The following is an 18,536-nucleotide window of genomic DNA, read 5'->3' as shown; positions in this document are numbered from 1 at the left end:
TTAATAAGAATAAGAGGTAATATTATTTAATAAAAAGGAGAAGCTATGGATAAGGATAACATTTTAAAAGAGATAAGAGAAGATTTAGTGACCTTAGTAGAAAAGATTAGCTACGATAATTATGACGAAATATTAAACAAAATCGAAAAGTATGTAAATTTAATTGAAAATATTAATGAACTACCTATCCTTTCTGATGAAGAATTGTATAGAAATTACTACCAAGAAGAATCTTATGAAAGTGACGAAGCACAAAAGAGAAGGATTAGCTACCACAATAGATCTACCAATGAATGTCTAGGGCAACTAAGACTTAAACTACAAGGTGGAGAGATAGAAGACTTCGGAGTATATGTACCAGAAAAATTTATAAGAATTAACGAACTAGATGAAGGGGATTGGATCAAGGCTACACCGATATTTCAATACAATTTCCAACCTGGAAGAGTTAAATATCGCTACGAAATAGTTGAAAAATTAGACGAACCAGAAGAAACGAACAGACGCGAAGTTAAGTATGCAGAAGTTAAAAACGATAAGATTTTAAATACACTTTATATTGACTCAACCTACAAACAAAATCTTCCGTTAGTCATAACTCTTTCAGATTACGATGTAGAAAAATTCAGCCTTGTGGAAGGAGATATAGTGGATTACAGATATTGGGAACCAAATGTACTCCAAGGCAAAATAGTGTGGAGGTACGAAATAGATAGCGAAGAAGAAGGTCTAAGCCTCGACGAAGATGAAGAAGAAATATAAATAAAAATTTTATAAAAAATAAAAAGTGGTCTAAGCCACTTTTTTTAATGCAAATTTTTATAATTTTTAAAATTATAGGTTTGGAACCATTCCGCCAAGTAGTGAAGGAGTTACATATGCTTCTACAAATGCTGCAACTATTAGTAGTGGAACTACTATGGTTATAAATTTAATCCCTAGTTCCTTTAATGTTTCTACTACACTTATATCTTTTCTTCTAATCTTTTTAATCACTGTCAAACAGAGTTTAACCCCCATTGCTGCAGAAATTACAAGGGCAGGAATTTCAAATATTCCGTGGGGAAGGATTCCTCTTATACATAGTGCAACCACATTAATTCCATTTGAATAGAATAGTTTAAATAGAGAACCAATGATGGCTCCATTTAAAAATATTCCGATAAGTGGTAAGAATATAAAAGGAACTATTCCAGATATAAACATTACAAGAGATGCAGTAACATTGTTCTTTAAAAGCCCAAGGGCTGTTACACGTCCGTCAGGAGCAAGAATATCTGTCTTTCCTTCGAAGAAATTCTTTATCATTTCATTTGCAGCTTCTGGTTTAATGTATAGGAACAAAAGAATCATTCCCAGGATAAAAACCACCAAGGAAACAATTATTTCTTTTCTTAGATTTTTCATAATTCACCTCAAATCTTTTAGTAAAAATTTTATTCATTTATATATTACCCGAATAGTGTTTAGCACACACAAAAAAAGGAAGCCGTAGCCTCCTTTAAATTTTAAAATATTTAGAACTTAATAGAATCTAAAATTTCTTCTAGTTTTGGAATTATCTTTTCCAAAGTTCCTTCCACCATTGGGTTTTCAAGTTTACCAATCTTCATAAGTCCGAAGAATGATTCTGATCCACCAGCTTTACATAGAGTTAAGTATTCATCGAATGCCTTATCTCTATTTTCAAGTGATTTTATTAAGAATTGGAATGCGCAAACTTGTGCAAGGGTGTAGTCGATATAGTAGAATGGAGTGTTGAACACGTGACCTTGTCTAAACCAATAAGTTCCTTTCTTTAGGAATTCATTGTCTGCGTAGTCAACGTTTGGTCTGTACTTCATTTCTATTTCGTGGTATTTTTTCTTTCTTTCTTCTGGAGTTGCTTCAGGATTTTCATAAACGAAGTGTTGGAATTCGTCGATAGTTACTCCGTATGGCAAGAATTCAATAGCTCCAGATAGATGTGAATATTTAAATCTATTTACAGCTTCGCCGAAGAATAGTTCCATCCAAGGCCATGTTAAAAATTCCATAGACATTGAGTGGATTTCGCAAGCTTCATAGGTTGGCCATCTATATTCAGGCACAATCATATTTCTTGAGCTGTAAACTTGGAAAGCATGTCCTGCTTCGTGGGTTACAACTTCTACGTCTCCTTGAGTTCCGTTGAAGTTTGAGAAGATAAATGGAACCTTGTAGTTTGCAATATCTGTGCAGTATCCACCAGCTTGTTTACCTGGTTTTGCAACTAGATCCATAAGTTCCATTCCAGTCATAACATCTATAAATTCACCAGTTTCTTTTGAAAGTTCGTGGTACATTTTTATAGCTTGGTTAACTATAAATTCTGGATCTCCAATTGGATTTGGATTTCCTTCTTTGAATGAGAATCCCCAGTCATAGTACTTGAAGTCATCCTTAAGTCCGATTCTTTCAGCTTGTTTTTCACGAAGTTTCACTGCAAGAGGAGTGAAGTTCTTGTAGATGTATTCTCTATATCTCTTAACATCTTCAGAATTATAATCTGTTCTATATAGGAATTTGTATTGAAGATCTACATAGTTTTTGTATCCTAGAGCGATAGCCATTTCGTTTCTAACTTTTACTAAGTCGTCATAGATTTTGTCAAACTCAGCTTCGTTTTCTTCGAAGAATTTAGTAACTGCTTCGTGAGCTTCTTTTCTAGTCTTTCTATCTGCAACTTGAGTATAAGGACCCATTTGAGCAAGAGTGTTTGTCTTGCCGTCGAAGTCGATCTTTGCAGAAGCGATAAGTTTGTTGTACTTAGAAACCAAAGCATTTTCCTTTTGCATAAATGGAATAGCTTCTTCCTTCATAACAAGTGAGCATTCAAGGATTTCGAAGTAATGTGGTCCAAAATGTTTTTTCAAATCTTCTAGATGTTTTGAAGAAAGAATAGTTTTATTAGCTTCAACAGCTAGGTTAGAAAAAAGTGGTCCTACTTCATCAAAATATTCGTTTTCCTTTTCGTAAAATTCATCTCTTGTGTCAATTGAATGGCGTACTGAACATAGAGTTGCATTGGTAGCAAAGTCGTCAGAAAGCTTGTTCCATTCATTGATAGTAGTAATTTGTTCTTCTAGAGTTTGATCTTTGAAGTTTTTAAAAAGTTCTTCATAGTTCTTCTTAGATTTTTCAAAGTCAGGTCTAGTGTAAGTCATTTCATTAAATTTCATTCGAATACCTCCAATAAATATATTAACATAAATAAAATAAATATTAAATGGAAAGGTTTACAAGAATTTAGCTGAATTTTTAGAAAAATTTTTCAAATTAATTGTTTAAAGTATGAATTATAATGGATAAATAGGGTATAATACTACTATAGTAAAAGGAGGAAGATCATGGATAAAGATTTTAATTTTTTTGAAGCGATTTTAAACACAAATAAACAGATGACAGAAAGCTGGCAAGAAACTATAAACAACTTCACAAAGAATATAAACGCACCATTTAATATTTCAAATCCATTTGAAGGATACCAAAAAATGATGAGTTCAATGTCAAGTAGCCCTTTATTTTCTTTTGATGGATCCACATCAGACATCTTTCAAAAGATGAACCAAGGTGCAGAAATATACTACAACATGTACAAGCTTTACAGCGACATTTATGAAAAAAACCTAGAACCTACAAAGGATAATATAGAAAAAGTAATAAAAGAATATATGAATTCCACAACAGAATATATGAACAAATATATTATGCCTTATCTACCAAAAGAAGTACAAGAAGTGCTTCAAAAGGCAGAAGATATTGGAACTTCATACCAAAGTTCAATGGATGCAATCTATGGACCATGGAAAGATAACGCAAAGGACTTGGCTGATTCATACGCAAAGGGACTTTTCCAAGATCCAGAAGCATTCATAGAATATTTTGACAAATGGAAAGAAAACTATAAAAATACCTTTGGCAAGATGTTAAATATGCCGATGATGGGTATTTCAAGAAATGCTCAACAAGATAAACTTCAAACATTAGATAGATATATCAAGTACTTGACCTACTCTACAGAACTTTCATTCAAACTTCAAACATTGGTAAAAGAAACCACAGAAAATGTAATCAGAGAATCATTTGAAATTATGAAGACCGAAAAGACTCCTAAGACTTTCGAAGAGTTCTACAATTATTGGAGAGATTCTCTATCCAGAAACTTCGACAGACTATTCTACTCAGATGAATTTTCTAAATTCCTAGGCGGATTCGTAGACTCTGTACTAAGTCTTAAGATTCAAATGGATAAGGTAATCATAAACGCACTTAAATATTTACCAATCCCAACAAACAAGGACATGGACTCACTTTATAAGACAGTTCACGATCTAAAGGCAGAAGTTAGAAAACAAAGAAGAGAAATCAGAAACTTAACAGATGAGCTAGAAACTCTTAAAAAAGGGAAAAGCAAATAGGAGGATCAAATGAAAAATTTATTTGACATGGGAGTAGGAGAATCACTATTACAGATAATGGGCTCACAAGAAAAGATGGTTAAGGGAATAGAAACTCTAATGAATGTGGACTATTCTGGATACAACCAAACTCCAAAGGAATTAGTATTCCAAATGGACAAGATGAAGCTCTACCACTACAAACCTAGAGTTGAAAATACAACTAAGACTCCGCTAATCGTAGTGTATGCTCTTGTAAATAAAGAATATATGATGGATATCCAACCTGATAAATCCATGATGAGAAAACTTCTTGAAGGTGGAATAGATGTATATATAATAGATTGGGGATATCCAACAGCTGATGATAGATACCTAACCTTAGGCGACTACATCAATGGATATATAGATGAAGCAGTTGAATTTGTAAGAAGAGATAAGAAAGTAGACAAAGTAAACCTAATGGGTATCTGCCAAGGTGGTACATTCTCATTTATCTACACAGCAACTCACCAAGAAAAGATTAAAAATCTTGTATCACTAGTAACACCAATAGACTTCGATCAAGACGATGGACTTCTATTTAAATGGGGACCACATCTAAATGCAGATAAAATGGTAGAAGCATTTGGAAACGTGCCAGGAGACTTTATGAATGCGGGATTTGTGTTCTTAAAACCATACGATCTTATGATAGATAAGTATATTGGAGTAATAGACACACTAGATGACGAAGAAAAACTTGCAAACTTCTTAAGAATGGAACAATGGATCTTCGATTCACCGGACCAAGCAGGGGAAGCTTATCGTGAATTCCAAAATGAAATGTATCATAAAAATAGCTTGATAAAAGGTGAATTCTATCTAGAAGGAGAAAAAGTTGATCTTAAGAACGTAACTTGCCCAGTGCTTGCGATGCTTGGTACAAAGGATAACCAAGTGCCACCATCAGCAACTAGACCAATTCCAGAAGCGATAGGCTCAAAAGACTGTGAACTGGTAGAAATAAACACAGGACATATAGGACTATTCGTAAGTGGTAGAAGTCAAAGGGAAGTAAGTCCAAAGATAATAGAATTCTTAACTAAGAGAGATAAATAAAAAATTAAAAGGAGGTCTGACCTCCTTTTTTAATGCAAATCTAGAATAGATTTACATAATTATTCTGTTTAGATTAGATTTGTAAAAAAATAAAAATAGTTTTATTTAATCATAGTAAGTATAGCATTTAAACCGTAGCCTTCGCCTTCTTCTCTTGCAGAGTGAATCCTAGGATTTCCAAATGTAAATTCCGGGGATACCTCGATATTTTCTTCTTTTATTCCAAGAGACTTAAGAATGATATAGTTTGCAAGTTTCATATTTAAATAGTATTTATCCTCTTTCGTTTTAGATTTATTAAATGCAGTTAAGATATGAGGGACCTCATCTGAAATTTTTAAAAATTCGTCGTAAACATCGAGACCAACTTCATAATTTTCCTGTCCGATAGAAGGACCGATGTAGGCGTGGATATCTTTTATAGAACTTCCAAGACTCTCCATAGCTTCGATTGTAGATTTTGAAACTCCTCCAACGGTTCCTCTCCAACCAGAATGGCATGAACCTAGGATTTTCATGTTAGAATCATAGAAGACTATTGGTGTGCAGTCGGCAAACTTTATAAGGAGAATTTCATTTCTTCTATTCGTAACGATGCCATCTGAATCCATAAAAATTCTTCCGTATACAAATGGTTTATCTTCATCTTTTCCAATTATTCGCACATTTTTTGAATGGGTTTGAAAACAGGAGTAGACTATTGCATTTAAACTCTCACTTTTAAGAATATTTTTTACATCTAAAGCTACTTTATCACCTACGGTTTTAAATCTAAAATCATAGGGCACCCCATAAACTTTAGAAAATAAATCTCTAAAAGATTTTGAACTTGGACCTATATGCTCAGAAGATTTCTCAGAATTTTCCACTAAAAAATTACTATCTATATCGTTTGATTTTAATATTTTTTCATTTGAATTATCATTTTTCATAATATCACCGAGTTTATTTTATCAAATATTTCATAAGTATTACAATTTAAAAAAATATGTAACATAAACATAATATATATAGACGCCTAGAGTTGATATAATGTATGTAGTTGGAAGTGGTGAGAATATGAAAATGCATAAGAAAATTCTTGTACTACTCCTTTCAGTATGTATTTTAATACCAAACTTTGCAAGCGCCAAAAGTTTTTTGGATACGAGAGATCACTGGTCAAGGGAATATGTGGACAAATTATCGGACATGGGACTTATCTCTGGTTATGATGGTGGTTATTTCAAACCGGATCAAACTATGTCAAGGGTTGAGTTTTATGCTGTCATTAATCAAATGGCAAACCTTAAAAAAACTTATCCGATCTTCTTCACAGATGTAAACCAAAACGACTGGTACTACAAGGAAGTTCAAAAAGCTGTCAAGGCTGGTTATATCGTACCAACTTCAGGACCGCTAAATCCTAATGCTGATATAACTAGAATTGAAGTTGTGAAGGTACTTGGTTATATGTACAATTTAAAGAAGAAAGCTGCACCAGATTTTAAAGACATACAGAATTTAAGTGAATCTGACAAGGGAAGCCTTGGAGCTTTAGTATCTGTAGGAGCGCTTGGTGGATATCCAGATGGAAATTTCAAACCAGGTGGTGCAGTGTCTAGAGCAGAGATTTCGAGAATACTGATAGGTTTAATTGATAAAGCAGGTCTTCCAGCTGAAAGATCAGTACCAGATAGCAAGATCAAATTTGGAGAAAAAGATCTATATGAGTAAGAGTGCCCAGGCACTCTTTTTCATTTTTTTGTAAAAATTTATTATTATTTTTGAAGTAAATAATAGTAAATGATATAATTAATCTGGAGGACGATATGGAATATATCAAAGAGAATAAAAAGAGGGTTTTTATAGGAGCTTCTTTTTTCATTGTTTTAATAACACTACTTATAAATATCGGCAATATTTCAGGATCAAAGATGATGATTAAGGTTAAAACTCCGGGTTTCGTTGAAAATGCTCAAGATTTTCACATAACCTCGTCTACCATTATGATCTTTGATGGAAGCTACCTTTACATTACCGATAAGGATGGAGAACTTCTTAGAAAGATAGACAAATCTCAAGAGACCTATGTATCTTTCTTCGCAGGTAATTTTGGATTTCTCTATGATGAGGATCTAAAGAAACTTTACAAGTACGGAGAAAACGGGGAGTACCTAGGAAGCATAACTACAAATATTGACGTTTACAATATTGAAGAACAGGGTTCAAAGATAGTGCTTCATTTAAAAGAGGGAAATAGAGAAGAGATATCTATTCTAGATGGACTAACTATTAAAAATGTATACAAGACTGACAACTACATAACATCCATGTACGTGGTAAATGAAAAGAATTATGCTGTATCTGAGATAAGCCCTTATGCACAGGGTTACAAGACCATACTTACAATATCTGATGGTCAAGTAAAAAAGACGGACTACAATCAAGAAGTGGGACTATCACTAAATATAAAAGATAGAAAGGTATTTTTTATAACTGACAAAAACATATACAAGATCACACCGGATAAGATAGACAAAAAAGATATTCCTAATATTTCAGATGTTCTCTATAGAAATTCACATATTTACCTACTTCACAGTGGAATTCTATCAAAATATAATTTAAATCTAGATGAAACTGACAAGATGATAGTAGCAGCAAATGTTACAAGACTTAAAGATGTGGGAGGAAGCATCTATGCCTATGGAGAAAGTGACATAGGTGGAGAAATAGGTACATCCCAAGAGTTTTATACCAGACTCGGTTCGGGGATAGAAAGAATGGAAGTTGGCGGTGTTACCGTAGCCACATTAAAAGATGGCAAGGTAAACATCTACAAAATAGTCTCTTCGCGTACTGTTAACAAGAATACGATGAGAGATATTTCGGGAGAAAATGATTAGGAGGTGAACATGCTCTATTATGAACTAGGGGACATAGTAACTTTGAAGAAGCCCCATGCATGCGGAGAAAATGAATGGGAGATTACAAGACTTGGTATAGACATGAAATTAAAATGCCTAAACTGTGAAAGAGTTGTATGGATATCTAGAATCGACTTTGAAAAAAGAGTTAGAAAGATTAAAGTTGACGATAAATTCATAAGTATAGTTCACCACGAAAAAAAAGAGGAGTAAAAATGGACGTTCAAAAAATTTACGATGCAAAAGAAAGACTAAAAGGTCACATCAAAGAAACACCTGTAGTAAAGGCTCCAAACCTAGGAGACGACATTTATCTAAAGGTTGAAGTACTTCAAGACACAGGATCATTTAAACTAAGAGGAGCATATAACAAAATTGCAACCTTGACACCAGAAGAAGCTGCCAAGGGAGTTATAGCGTGCTCAGCAGGAAACCACGCACAAGGTGTAGCTAAATCTGCAACAGAAAAAGGAATCAAATCCATAATCTGTATGCCACTACACGCACCTATTTCAAAGGTTGAAGCAACAGAAAATTACGGAGCAGAAGTAGTTCTAGTTCCAGAAACATTTGACGATGCAAAGGCAAAGGCAGAAGAACTAGTAAGAGAAAAAGGATACACATTCATAGCACCATTTGACGACGAAGAAGTAATCGCTGGACAAGGAACCATTGGACTAGAAATAGCAGAGCAATTACCAGGAGTAGACATAGTAGTAGTTCCAATCGGAGGCGGCGGACTAATCTCAGGGGTAGCACAAGCAATCAAAAAAGAATGCCCACATGTAAAGGTAATAGGAGTTCAAACAAAAGCAATCCCATCAATGTACGAATCTAGAAAAGCTGGCAAGATTACAGAAGTAGCTGGCGGATCAACCATAGCAGATGGAATCGCAGTAAAAGTTCCAGGAAAAATTACCTATGAAATAATAAATGAATTCGTAGATGAAATCGTACTAGTAGACGAACAAGAAATCGCAAGTGCAATCCTAACACTACTTGAAAAAGACAAGATCGTAGCAGAAGGAGCAGGAGCAACACCAGTAGCTGCAGTAATGTATGATAAATTCGAACACGCAGGCAAGAAGGTATGCTGCGTAGTATCCGGAGGAAACATCGACGTAACCAGAATTCAAAAGGTAATCGACAAAGGATTATTCAAATCAGGAAGAGCTGCAGAATACGACGTAGTACTAAACGACACACCAGGAGAAATGTCAAAACTTACAAAGATTCTAGAAGAAGAAAAGGCAAATATCTCTCACATAAGACAAAAGATAGAAGCGCATTCAGATGCAATAGATGCAGTAATAGTAAACGTAGTAGTAAGCACAAGAAACTTTGAACACCAAAAAGAACTAGAAAAAAAGCTTGCTGAACAAGGATACAAATTTACAAAAAAATAAAAATAAATTTAATTAGAGAGAAGATATGAATCACGAGGTTCATATCTTTTTTTTAGGAAAAATAAAGAAGAAATACGGGAATTTATATAATTTTCAATTGATTAAAGAAAGCTATTGTGATAGAATACATATGTTATAGACTAAGATAAAAGATTGGGAGGTCAGTATGCAGACAGTATTATCAATCATCATTCTATTGGTTTCTGTAGTAATAACAATAACAGTAGCATCAATGGAATCTGAACAAGCAGGACTTGGTACTCTAGACGGATCAGTAGAATCCTTATGGGGAGAACACACAGGTCAAAGCAAGAAAGAGAAGTTAAACAAAATCGTAACTTACTCATCAATAGTATTTATAGTATCTTTACTAGTACTACTAGCAATCCAATAATAAAAAACAGGAGGAATCATAATGGATATTCTAGTAATAGCACCTGTTATAGGGGTAGTAGCACTTTTATTTGCATTTATGAAAGCTAGTTTCATTTCTAAGCAAGAACCTGGAAATGACAGAATGAAAGAAATCTCAGGCTACATCCAAGACGGTGCTATGGCATTTCTTACAAGAGAATACAAAGCACTTGTATTCTTTGTATTGGCACTATTTATAGTTCTATTTATCGGACTAAAAGACATCAAAATTGCAATCTGCTTCTTATGTGGAGCACTTTTCTCAATCCTAGCAGGATATGTAGGAATGAAGGTTGCAACTAAAGCTAACGTTAGAACAGCAAACGCAGCATGGAAATCAGGACTTGGAAAAGCCCTTGACATTGCATTCTCCGGTGGAGTTGTAATGGGAATGTGTGTTGTAGGACTTGGTATCATCGGTATCTCATTAGCATACCTACTAACAGGCAAAGATCCTACAATCGTAACAGGATTTTCACTAGGTGCATCATCAATCGCTCTATTCGGAAGAGTTGGTGGTGGTATCTATACAAAAGCTGCAGACGTAGGAGCAGACTTAGTAGGTAAGGTAGAAGCAGGAATTCCAGAAGACGACCCAAGAAACCCAGCAGTAATAGCAGATAACGTTGGAGATAACGTAGGGGACGTAGCAGGAATGGGAGCAGACCTTTTCGAATCATACGTAGGAGCTCTACTATCAGTAATCACCCTTGGAGCAGTAGCATACCAAGAAAAAGGTGTTGAATTTGGACTTATAATAGCAGCAGTAGGTATCGTTGCATGTATCATCGCAGCGTTCTTCGTAAAAGGAGATAAGAACCCACAAAAAGCACTTAACATGGGAACATATATTGCATCCGTAGTTACAATAGCGGCAGCAGCATTCTTCTCAAATAGAATTTTTGGAGAAATGAAACCATTTATACCAGTTATAATCGGTATCGTAGTAGGACTTATCATCTCTAAATTTACAGAATACTACACTGCAGATTCTTATAAACCAGTTAGAACAATAGCTGAAGAATCAACTACAGGTCACGCAACTAACATCATCTCTGGACTATCAGTAGGTATGATGTCAACAGTTGGACCAATCATTATAATCGCAATTGGAATCATTGCATCTTATATAGGAGCAGGTGGACATGGATCAGCAATCCACGGACTTTACGGAATAGCTCTTGCAGCAGTAGGTATGCTTTCAACTGCAGGTATGACAATCGCAGTAGACGCATATGGACCAATCGCTGACAACGCTGGTGGTATCGCAGAAATGTGTGAACTTCCAGAAGACGTAAGAGAAATCACAGACTCACTTGACTCTGTAGGTAATACAACAGCAGCAATAGGTAAAGGATTCGCAATAGGATCAGCAGCTTTAACAGCACTAGCACTATTCGTATCATATATAAACGCAACTGGACTAGAAGGAATTGATATTTCTAAACCAGCAGTTATAGCAGCAACATTTATCGGTGGTATGCTTCCATTTGCATTCTCAGCACTTACAATGGCAGCAGTAGGTAACGCAGCTTCATCAATGATTGACGAAGTTAGAAGACAATTCAAAGAAATTCCAGGAATCATGGAAGGAAAAGCAACTCCAGAATATGCAAGATGTGTAGATATTTCTACAACAGCAGCACTTAGAGAAATGATTATCCCAGGACTTATCGCAGTTATAGTTCCTATTTTAGTAGGAGTATGCCTAGGACCAGAAGCACTAGGTGGACTTCAAGCAGGAGCACTAGTAACTGGAGTTCTAATGGCGATATTCATGTCTAACGCAGGTGGAGCATGGGACAACGCAAAGAAATATATTGAAACAGGAGCTCACGGTGGAAAGGGATCTGATGCTCACAAAGCAGCAGTAACCGGAGATACAGTTGGTGACCCATTCAAAGATACTTCAGGACCATCACTAAACATACTAATAAAACTAATCACAGTAGTTTCACTAGTATTTGCACCACTATTCGTTAAGATAGGCGGACTTTTCCTATAAAATAATAAAATCAAGGACTTCGCAAGAGGTCCTTTTTTATTGCTTAAATAAATTCTTAGAAATATTTTTATGAATAATTATGTTAAAATAAAATAAAGTTATAATATTATTAAAAATTAAAAAATTTAGAACGAAATTCACCCAAATAAAAAATAAAATTTAATTTGACAAAAAATATTAAAAAAATAGTCTAAACACTTGAAACTATGTACTTCATATGATATTATAATTAACTGTAACCGCTCTAAGTAGGTTTTTAAGTAATACACCTGCACAGGCGAGTCTTAAATATTTAAGGAGGTGCTACAATGTACGCAGTAATTGAAACAGGCGGAAAGCAATACCAAGTTAAAGTTGGTGACAAAGTTAAAGTTGAAAAACTAAATGTCGAAGAAGGAGACTTGGTTACTTTCGATAGAGTTCTAGCAATAGGTGGAGAAGAGATTAAAATCGGTACTCCAGTGGTTTCCGGAGCAAAAGTAGAAGCAAAAGTTCTAGCTAACGGAAAAGGAAAAAAAGTAATCACATACAAATACAAAGCTAAGAAAAACGAAAGAACTAAAAAAGGCCATCGTCAACCATTCACATTAGTGGAAATCACTAATATCGCATAATGACAAAGGTCAGTATTTATACGAAAGACAATGTAACTTTCGGATTTGAATCGAAGGATCACGCTACTGGGATAGACGAATACGAAGAAATAGTTTGTAACGGAGTTTCTGCTCTGACACAGACGCTGTATTTTTCCCTATTAGAAGTATGTGGACTTGATGAAAATAAAATATACGACTATCAAGAAGATGGATATTTAAAAGTAATGATAGAGGATGACGCTTACTTAAGAGAAGATGTTAAAACACTATTCTCTTCGATGGAGCTGGGACTTAGGCTCATTAGTAAGCAATTTCCAATTAACCTAGAAGTAATTAAACTGGAGGTGCAAAATGATTAGATTTGATCTTAGACTTTTTTCATCTAAAAAAGGAGCCGGTTCTTCAAAGAACGGTAGAGACTCTGAAGCAAAGAGACTTGGAGTTAAAAAAGGTGACGGACAATTTGTACTAGCTGGAAACATCATAGTTAGACAAAGAGGAACCAAGATTCACCCAGGTCACAATGTTATGAGAGGAAAAGATGACACTTTATTTGCTACAGAAGAAGGAATACTTAGATTCGAAACTCGTGGCAGAGGGATGAAAAAATACGCAAGTGTTTATAAAATAGAAGCATAGTTAAGTCGCACAAGTTGCGACTTTTTTTTAAATTTAGAGATTTTAAAAATTTTTTAAAATTTCATAAAATGATCATGTGATATAATATTTTGGAGGTTAATATGTTTATAGATAAAGCACATATCAATGTCCAAGCCGGCAAAGGTGGAGATGGAGCTGTTGCATGGAGAAGAGAAAAATTCGAACCAGCAGGTGGTCCACATGGCGGAGATGGTGGTAGAGGTGGCAGTGTAATTATAAAGACTGACACAGGTATACACACCTTGATGGACTTTAGATACAAAAGAAAATACAAAGCTCCAAATGGTGAAAATGGCATGAGTAAACTAAAATACGGTGCAAAGGGTGAAGATATCATCCTAAAAGTACCGGTGGGAACTCTTGTTAAGGACGAAGAATCCGGCGGAGTAATAGTCGATTTAAATAAGCCAAATATGGAATATATAATTGCAAAAGGCGGTAGAGGCGGTAGAGGAAATGCAAAGTTCAAAAATTCTACGAGACAGGCGCCATCTTTTGCGGAAGCTGGCAACTTAGGTGAAAATAGAGATATTGTTCTAGAACTTAAGATGCTTGCGGATGTTGGATTAGTTGGTTTTCCAAACGTGGGTAAATCTACGCTTTTATCAGTGGTTTCAAATGCGAGACCAAAGATTGCCAACTATCATTTCACAACCCTTGAACCAAACCTCGGAGTGGTAAGCCTTGGTCCAGAAGAAAGTTTTGTCCTTGCAGACATACCTGGACTTATTGAAGGGGCATCTGAAGGAATTGGACTTGGGGACGAATTTTTACGCCATATTGAAAGAACCAAGGTTTTAATCCATGTTATAGACGCATCAGGATCTGAAGGAAGAGATCCAATCTCTGATTTCTACAAGATAATGGATGAACTAAAAGGCTATAACGAAAAACTTATGGAAAAACCTATGGTAATCTTTATGAACAAAATGGATATTCCTGGTTCTGAAGAAGGTCTTAAAAAGGTGACTGAAGAACTGGGAGATAAGTACGAAATATTTTCAGGTTCTGTTGCAACTACAAAGAATGTAGACAAACTTATGAAGTATGTCTTACACCTTGTAAACACTACAGAACTAGAAGAAGAAACCTATGATATAGAATACATTGAACCGGAAAGAGAAGAAGGAATAAAGGTATATGTAAATAGCTACGGTGAATACACTGTTGATGGACCTTATATAGATAAACTTCTTCGCTCAACCAATTTTGACGACAGAGATTCAGTTAGATATTTCCAAGAAAATCTTTCAAAAAATGGAGTCATCGACAAGCTTCGTGAACTTGGAGCAACCGATGATGACACTGTAATCATAGGCGGATTCGAATTTGAATTTTTTAAGTGAGGTAGTATGATTAATTCAAAACAGAGAGCTTATCTAAAGAGCCTAGCCCACGATTTAAAGCCACTTATCCAGGTGGGCAAGAGTGGGATAACAGAAGGTTTACTTTCCCAAATAGACGCGTCTTTAGAGAGCCATGAACTTATAAAAATAACATTTTTACAAAACTCTCCTGTAGAAGGAAAAGAAGTAGTAGATGAAATAATCGAAGCTACTGGAGCTGATTTTGTAAATCTAATAGGGAAAAAACTAACTCTTTATAGAGAATCAAAGGAAAATAAAAAGATAGAGCTATGAAGATAGGAATTATGGGCGGCACTATGAATCCTATTCACTTGGCACATCTTATGATAGCTGAGCATATTAAGGAGGATTTTAACTTGGATAAAATATATTTTATCCCGACGGGAGATCCTCCTCATAAGAAATTAGAAGTTTCAAGCGAAAAAAGATATGAGATGACAGTAATTGCAACTTTTGACAATAGGGATTTTGAAGTGCTAGATATTGAATCCAAGAGGGAAGGTAAATCTTTTACCGTTGACACGATGACTGAACTTTCCAAAACCAAAGATGAATATTATTTTATAATCGGAACAGATACCTTGTTCCTGCTTAGGTCTTGGAAAAATTTTGAAAAGATTTCAAAACTTACAAGATTTATCGTTGCAATTAGACCTGATTACGATGACGATTTAAAGATTTCTGAAGAAATAGATAGTTTAAAGAAGGAATTTGGGTTAGAAATATATTTAGCAAGCATACCTAGGTACGAAATTTCCTCTACCGATATTAGAAATAGGGTAAAAGAAGGTAGAAGCATAAAGTACCTGGTACCAGATGATGTTATTTCATATATAGAAAAGGAAGGTCTCTATGATTAGTATCGAACTAATTAAGGAAGATTTAAAGAAAAATTTAAAAAAATCTAGGTACGAACACTCTCTACAAGTTGCAAATACAGCAAAGAGGCTTGCTAAGGTCTACAATGTAGATGAGGACAAGGCATATTTAGCAGGACTTATACATGACTGTGCAAAGTATGCAAAGGGAGAGGAATACGCAGCAAAACTATACAATGTTAAGCTACCTAAGAAGTATCTTGAAAATAATAAATTGATCCACACCTATGTGGGACCTATAAAAGCAAGAGTCGATTATAAGATTGAAGACGAAGAGATTCTAGAAGCCATAGCAGCCCATACAACTGGCAGAATTCCTATGACTATGCTCGATATGATTATCTTCATCTCTGACTATATAGAGCCTAGCAGGGCGTTTAAAGGAGTAGATGAAGTAAGACATATGGCTTACGAAGATATAGTGCTTGCATCTATCATGAAACTGGACATGAACATTGAATTTTTGATTAAACAGAGAGCATCTATAGATATTTCCACTATAGAAACTAGAAATTATTTATTGGAGAAGAGAAATGGCTAAATTTTTCAAAGCATTTTTTATAACCCTACTACTAGTCATAATAATAGCAGCAGGAATGCTCGTATTTACAGTTTCAAAACTGGGAGCAGACAATCCTTCAGATATACTAGAAGGACTTAAGGCAAGTAATGACAATATAACATTTTTACTTATGGGTGCAGACAAACTAGATATAAATAGCAAGAAGAGTTCTAGATCTGACACCATGATACTTTTTAACTTTAACTACAAAACTGATAAAATAAGCTTGATATCAATACCAAGAGACTCAAGAGTAAGCATAGATGGAAAGAGAAACAAAGAAAAATTAAACCATTCATTTAACTATGGAGGTCCAGAACTTACCCTTAAGACTGTAAACGAAATGCTTGGAACAAATATTCCGTACTACCTAGCAATTGACTACGACTTCGTAAAAGATTCTGTAGATGCGGTAGGAGGAGTGGAAATAGACGTTCCAATGGATATGCAGTACACCGACGAATGGGACGAGCCACCACTAGTAATAGATCTTAAACAGGGACTTCAAACTCTAGATGGAAATAAAGCCATCGGATTTTTGAGATTTAGACATGGATACAAGGATGCGGACCTAGGAAGAGTAGGCGCACAAAGAGAATTTGTATCAAGTTTTATTCATACACTTAAGACTCCAAGGGGAATCTTAGGAGTACCAAAAATATTAAATTCTTATAAACTTCACACAAAAACGAATATTCCTTTTGAAAACTTGGTTGAAATGGGTAAAAATATAACAAGATGTGATTTAAGCAATATGGAAACCATGACATTGCCAGGAAATCCAAAATACATTAATAGAATTTCCTACTTTATTTACGACAAAGAAAAGAGTAGAGAACTTGTAAGAAGTTTGGGAATTGAATAAGGAGGTACTATGGATACTAATAAGAAGTTAGAAATAATTAAGAAATCTTGCGAAGATAAGCTTGGAATAGATATAAAAATTTTAGATATAAAGAGGCTTTCAAGCGTTGCCGACTACTTTGTAATAGTAAGTGGTAATTCTTCTAACCAAGTGAGAGCTCTTGCCGATGAAATCGAAGATAAAATGGCAGAAGCAAAAGAATTTGTCAATAATAAAGAAGGACAAAACTCCATGAGGTGGATACTTCTTGATTATGGTGATATAATAGTACATGTATTCCACAGAGATGAAAGAGAGTACTATAATTTGGAAAGACTTTGGGATGATGAAAATCAAAAGGAGGAAAAATAATGGAAGTACTACACACTGACAAAGCTCCAGCAGCAGTTGGACCTTATTCACAAGCAATTAAAGCAAACGGAATGATTTTTACATCAGGACAAATACCACTATGCCCTGCAACAGGAGAGTTAGTTACAGAAACTATTGAAAAAGCTGCAGAAAGATCACTTGAAAACAACAAAGCAATTCTTGAAAATGCAGGTTCATCACTAGATAAAGTAATTAAAGTTGCAATATTTCTAGCAGATATCAACGATTTTGCAAAGGTAAATGAAGTATACGGAAGATACTTCTCAGATCATAAACCAGCAAGATCATGCGTTCAAGTGGCTGCACTACCAAAGGGAGCACCAATTGAAATAGAAATGATAGCATTAGCTTAAAAAATTGTCCCGAGATTATCTCGGGATTTTTTTATAATATTTAAAATTCTTGACAAATTTGCAAAAAAAGTATAAAATATTATAGCGCTTTTGAGGTGATAATATGATTTTAAATGTAAAGAATTTCCTTGAATCGCCGGATAAAACCTGGGAAATTAAAGGATTTCTTGAAGAAAATGAAAGCGACTATGTACTTGACGGAATAGATATAGAGTTTCCAATAGAGTATAAGGGAGTATTATATAACTTAAATCCAGAAATTAAACTTGATTTATACATGAAATATAAGTATAATACTTCTTGTGACAGATGTCTAAAGAAATTGCAAAAGGACGTAGAGTCATTCGTATGTTGCTATTTTATAAAAGATTTAGGTAACTTAGAAGATTACGACGATGCAATGACTGAATATTTTGAACTAAAAGCAGATGGGATCGATCTTTCAGACATAATCATATCCCAAGTCATCTCAGATACAAATAATAAACATCTTTGTAGTGAGAACTGTAAAGGACTATGTCCAAAATGTGGAAAGGATCTAAACGAAGGTCCTTGTGATTGTGAACATGAAAGGGAAATTGACCCTAGATTTGAGGGATTACTAAATCTCTTTAATGAGGAGGTGTAAGA

Annotated in this window: 23 protein-coding genes and 1 other annotated feature; of the genes, 20 read left to right on the top strand and 3 right to left on the bottom strand. The window is 34.7% G+C overall.

Going from position 1 to position 18,536, the window contains the following annotated elements; translation table 11 throughout:
* Positions 1–45 precede the first annotated feature (45 nt).
* Positions 46–762 carry a hypothetical protein gene (locus HMPREF9225_RS09385; RefSeq protein ID WP_008902715.1) on the top strand — a complete coding sequence of 239 codons (717 nt, stop codon included), beginning with the start codon at positions 46–48 and terminating at the stop codon, positions 760–762.
* 72 nt (positions 763–834) lie between these two features.
* Here HMPREF9225_RS09385 and HMPREF9225_RS09380 read toward each other — a convergent pair whose 3' ends face one another.
* Both HMPREF9225_RS09380 and HMPREF9225_RS09375 read right to left on the bottom strand, forming a co-directional pair.
* On the bottom strand, positions 835–1,407 hold the full coding sequence (locus HMPREF9225_RS09380; protein ID WP_008902714.1) for a stage II sporulation protein M: 573 nt from the start codon (positions 1,405–1,407) through the stop codon (positions 835–837).
* 110 nt (positions 1,408–1,517) lie between these two features.
* Positions 1,518–3,200: a M3 family oligoendopeptidase gene (locus HMPREF9225_RS09375; RefSeq protein WP_008902713.1), complete on the bottom strand. Its 1,683-nt coding sequence runs from the start codon at positions 3,198–3,200 to the stop codon at positions 1,518–1,520.
* A gap of 168 nt (positions 3,201–3,368) precedes the next feature.
* On the opposite strand from HMPREF9225_RS09375, the gene HMPREF9225_RS09370 reads away from it, so the two are divergent.
* Together HMPREF9225_RS09370 and phaC are read left to right on the top strand one after the other, a co-directional pair.
* On the top strand, positions 3,369–4,439 hold the full coding sequence (locus HMPREF9225_RS09370; protein WP_008902712.1) for a poly(R)-hydroxyalkanoic acid synthase subunit PhaE: 1,071 nt from the start codon (positions 3,369–3,371) through the stop codon (positions 4,437–4,439).
* A 9-nt stretch (positions 4,440–4,448) separates the two neighbouring features.
* The gene (gene phaC / locus HMPREF9225_RS09365) at positions 4,449–5,519 is read left to right on the top strand and encodes a class III poly(R)-hydroxyalkanoic acid synthase subunit PhaC (RefSeq protein WP_008902711.1); all 1,071 of its coding nucleotides are present in this window, start codon (positions 4,449–4,451) and stop codon (positions 5,517–5,519) included.
* A gap of 101 nt (positions 5,520–5,620) precedes the next feature.
* On the opposite strand, the gene HMPREF9225_RS09360 is transcribed toward phaC, so the two are convergent.
* Positions 5,621–6,451, bottom strand: a complete 831-nt coding sequence (locus tag HMPREF9225_RS09360; protein WP_008902710.1) for a purine nucleoside phosphorylase YfiH/LACC1 family protein — start codon at positions 6,449–6,451, stop codon at positions 5,621–5,623.
* Positions 6,452–6,578: 127 nt separating this feature from the next.
* Here HMPREF9225_RS09360 and HMPREF9225_RS09355 point away from each other — a divergent pair, with 127 nt between their 5' ends.
* The 17 genes from HMPREF9225_RS09355 (at position 6,579) to HMPREF9225_RS09275 (ending at position 18,534) form a co-directional block, all read left to right on the top strand.
* On the top strand, positions 6,579–7,235 hold the full coding sequence (locus HMPREF9225_RS09355) for an S-layer homology domain-containing protein (protein ID WP_141553750.1): 657 nt from the start codon (positions 6,579–6,581) through the stop codon (positions 7,233–7,235).
* A 95-nt stretch (positions 7,236–7,330) separates the two neighbouring features.
* Positions 7,331–8,407 (top strand): hypothetical protein, encoded by a 1,077-nt coding sequence (locus HMPREF9225_RS09350; RefSeq protein WP_008902708.1) that lies wholly within the window; start codon positions 7,331–7,333, stop codon positions 8,405–8,407.
* Between the two features lie 9 nt (positions 8,408–8,416).
* Positions 8,417–8,641: a DUF951 domain-containing protein gene (locus HMPREF9225_RS09345; protein WP_008902707.1), complete on the top strand. Its 225-nt coding sequence runs from the start codon at positions 8,417–8,419 to the stop codon at positions 8,639–8,641.
* A 2-nt stretch (positions 8,642–8,643) separates the two neighbouring features.
* Entirely contained in the window at positions 8,644–9,834 is a 1,191-nt protein-coding gene (gene ilvA, locus HMPREF9225_RS09340) for a threonine ammonia-lyase (RefSeq protein ID WP_008902706.1), read from the top strand.
* Positions 9,835–10,000: 166 nt separating this feature from the next.
* Positions 10,001–10,228: a preprotein translocase subunit SecG gene (locus HMPREF9225_RS09335; RefSeq protein ID WP_008902705.1), complete on the top strand. Its 228-nt coding sequence runs from the start codon at positions 10,001–10,003 to the stop codon at positions 10,226–10,228.
* Positions 10,229–10,249: 21 nt separating this feature from the next.
* Positions 10,250–12,253 (top strand): sodium-translocating pyrophosphatase, encoded by a 2,004-nt coding sequence (locus HMPREF9225_RS09330; RefSeq protein WP_008902704.1) that lies wholly within the window; start codon positions 10,250–10,252, stop codon positions 12,251–12,253.
* Positions 12,254–12,480: 227 nt separating this feature from the next.
* Positions 12,481–12,548: a sequence feature (ribosomal protein L21 leader region), on the top strand.
* A 13-nt stretch (positions 12,549–12,561) separates the two neighbouring features.
* Complete coding sequence (rplU, locus tag HMPREF9225_RS09325) at positions 12,562–12,867, top strand: 50S ribosomal protein L21 (RefSeq protein ID WP_008902703.1); 306 nt, start codon at positions 12,562–12,564, stop codon at positions 12,865–12,867.
* Positions 12,867–13,208, top strand: a complete 342-nt coding sequence (locus HMPREF9225_RS09320; RefSeq protein WP_008902702.1) for a ribosomal-processing cysteine protease Prp — start codon at positions 12,867–12,869, stop codon at positions 13,206–13,208. The genes rplU and HMPREF9225_RS09320 overlap by 1 nt, the downstream gene beginning before the upstream one ends.
* Positions 13,201–13,488, top strand: coding sequence for a 50S ribosomal protein L27 (rpmA, locus tag HMPREF9225_RS09315; protein ID WP_008902701.1), 288 nt, complete (start codon positions 13,201–13,203; stop codon positions 13,486–13,488). The genes HMPREF9225_RS09320 and rpmA overlap by 8 nt, the downstream gene beginning before the upstream one ends.
* 101 nt (positions 13,489–13,589) lie before the next feature.
* Positions 13,590–14,855 carry a GTPase ObgE gene (gene obgE, locus HMPREF9225_RS09310; protein WP_008902700.1) on the top strand — a complete coding sequence of 422 codons (1,266 nt, stop codon included), beginning with the start codon at positions 13,590–13,592 and terminating at the stop codon, positions 14,853–14,855.
* A gap of 6 nt (positions 14,856–14,861) precedes the next feature.
* The gene (yhbY, locus tag HMPREF9225_RS09305; RefSeq protein ID WP_008902699.1) at positions 14,862–15,149 is read left to right on the top strand and encodes a ribosome assembly RNA-binding protein YhbY; all 288 of its coding nucleotides are present in this window, start codon (positions 14,862–14,864) and stop codon (positions 15,147–15,149) included.
* Entirely contained in the window at positions 15,146–15,736 is a 591-nt protein-coding gene (gene nadD, locus HMPREF9225_RS09300; RefSeq protein WP_008902698.1) for a nicotinate-nucleotide adenylyltransferase, read from the top strand. The genes yhbY and nadD overlap by 4 nt, the downstream gene beginning before the upstream one ends.
* Complete coding sequence (gene yqeK, locus HMPREF9225_RS09295) at positions 15,729–16,295, top strand: bis(5'-nucleosyl)-tetraphosphatase (symmetrical) YqeK (protein ID WP_008902697.1); 567 nt, start codon at positions 15,729–15,731, stop codon at positions 16,293–16,295. Before nadD ends, yqeK begins: the two co-directional genes overlap by 8 nt.
* Entirely contained in the window at positions 16,288–17,181 is an 894-nt protein-coding gene (locus HMPREF9225_RS09290) for an LCP family protein (protein WP_008902696.1), read from the top strand. The genes yqeK and HMPREF9225_RS09290 overlap by 8 nt, the downstream gene beginning before the upstream one ends.
* Before the next feature lie 9 nt (positions 17,182–17,190).
* Positions 17,191–17,532: a ribosome silencing factor gene (gene rsfS, locus HMPREF9225_RS09285; RefSeq protein ID WP_008902695.1), complete on the top strand. Its 342-nt coding sequence runs from the start codon at positions 17,191–17,193 to the stop codon at positions 17,530–17,532.
* Complete coding sequence (locus tag HMPREF9225_RS09280; protein WP_008902694.1) at positions 17,532–17,906, top strand: RidA family protein; 375 nt, start codon at positions 17,532–17,534, stop codon at positions 17,904–17,906. Before rsfS ends, HMPREF9225_RS09280 begins: the two co-directional genes overlap by 1 nt.
* Before the next feature lie 103 nt (positions 17,907–18,009).
* The gene (locus HMPREF9225_RS09275) at positions 18,010–18,534 is read left to right on the top strand and encodes a YceD family protein (RefSeq protein ID WP_008902693.1); all 525 of its coding nucleotides are present in this window, start codon (positions 18,010–18,012) and stop codon (positions 18,532–18,534) included.
* Positions 18,535–18,536: the final 2 nt, after the last annotated feature.

It is taken from the genome of Peptoniphilus duerdenii ATCC BAA-1640, from assembly GCF_000146345.1.
In the GTDB taxonomy this organism is placed as follows: Bacteria; Bacillota; Clostridia; order Tissierellales; family Peptoniphilaceae; genus Peptoniphilus_B; species Peptoniphilus_B duerdenii.
The sequence above is the reverse complement of the archived record's forward strand: the minus strand, read 5'-3'. Positions and strand labels throughout refer to the sequence as shown.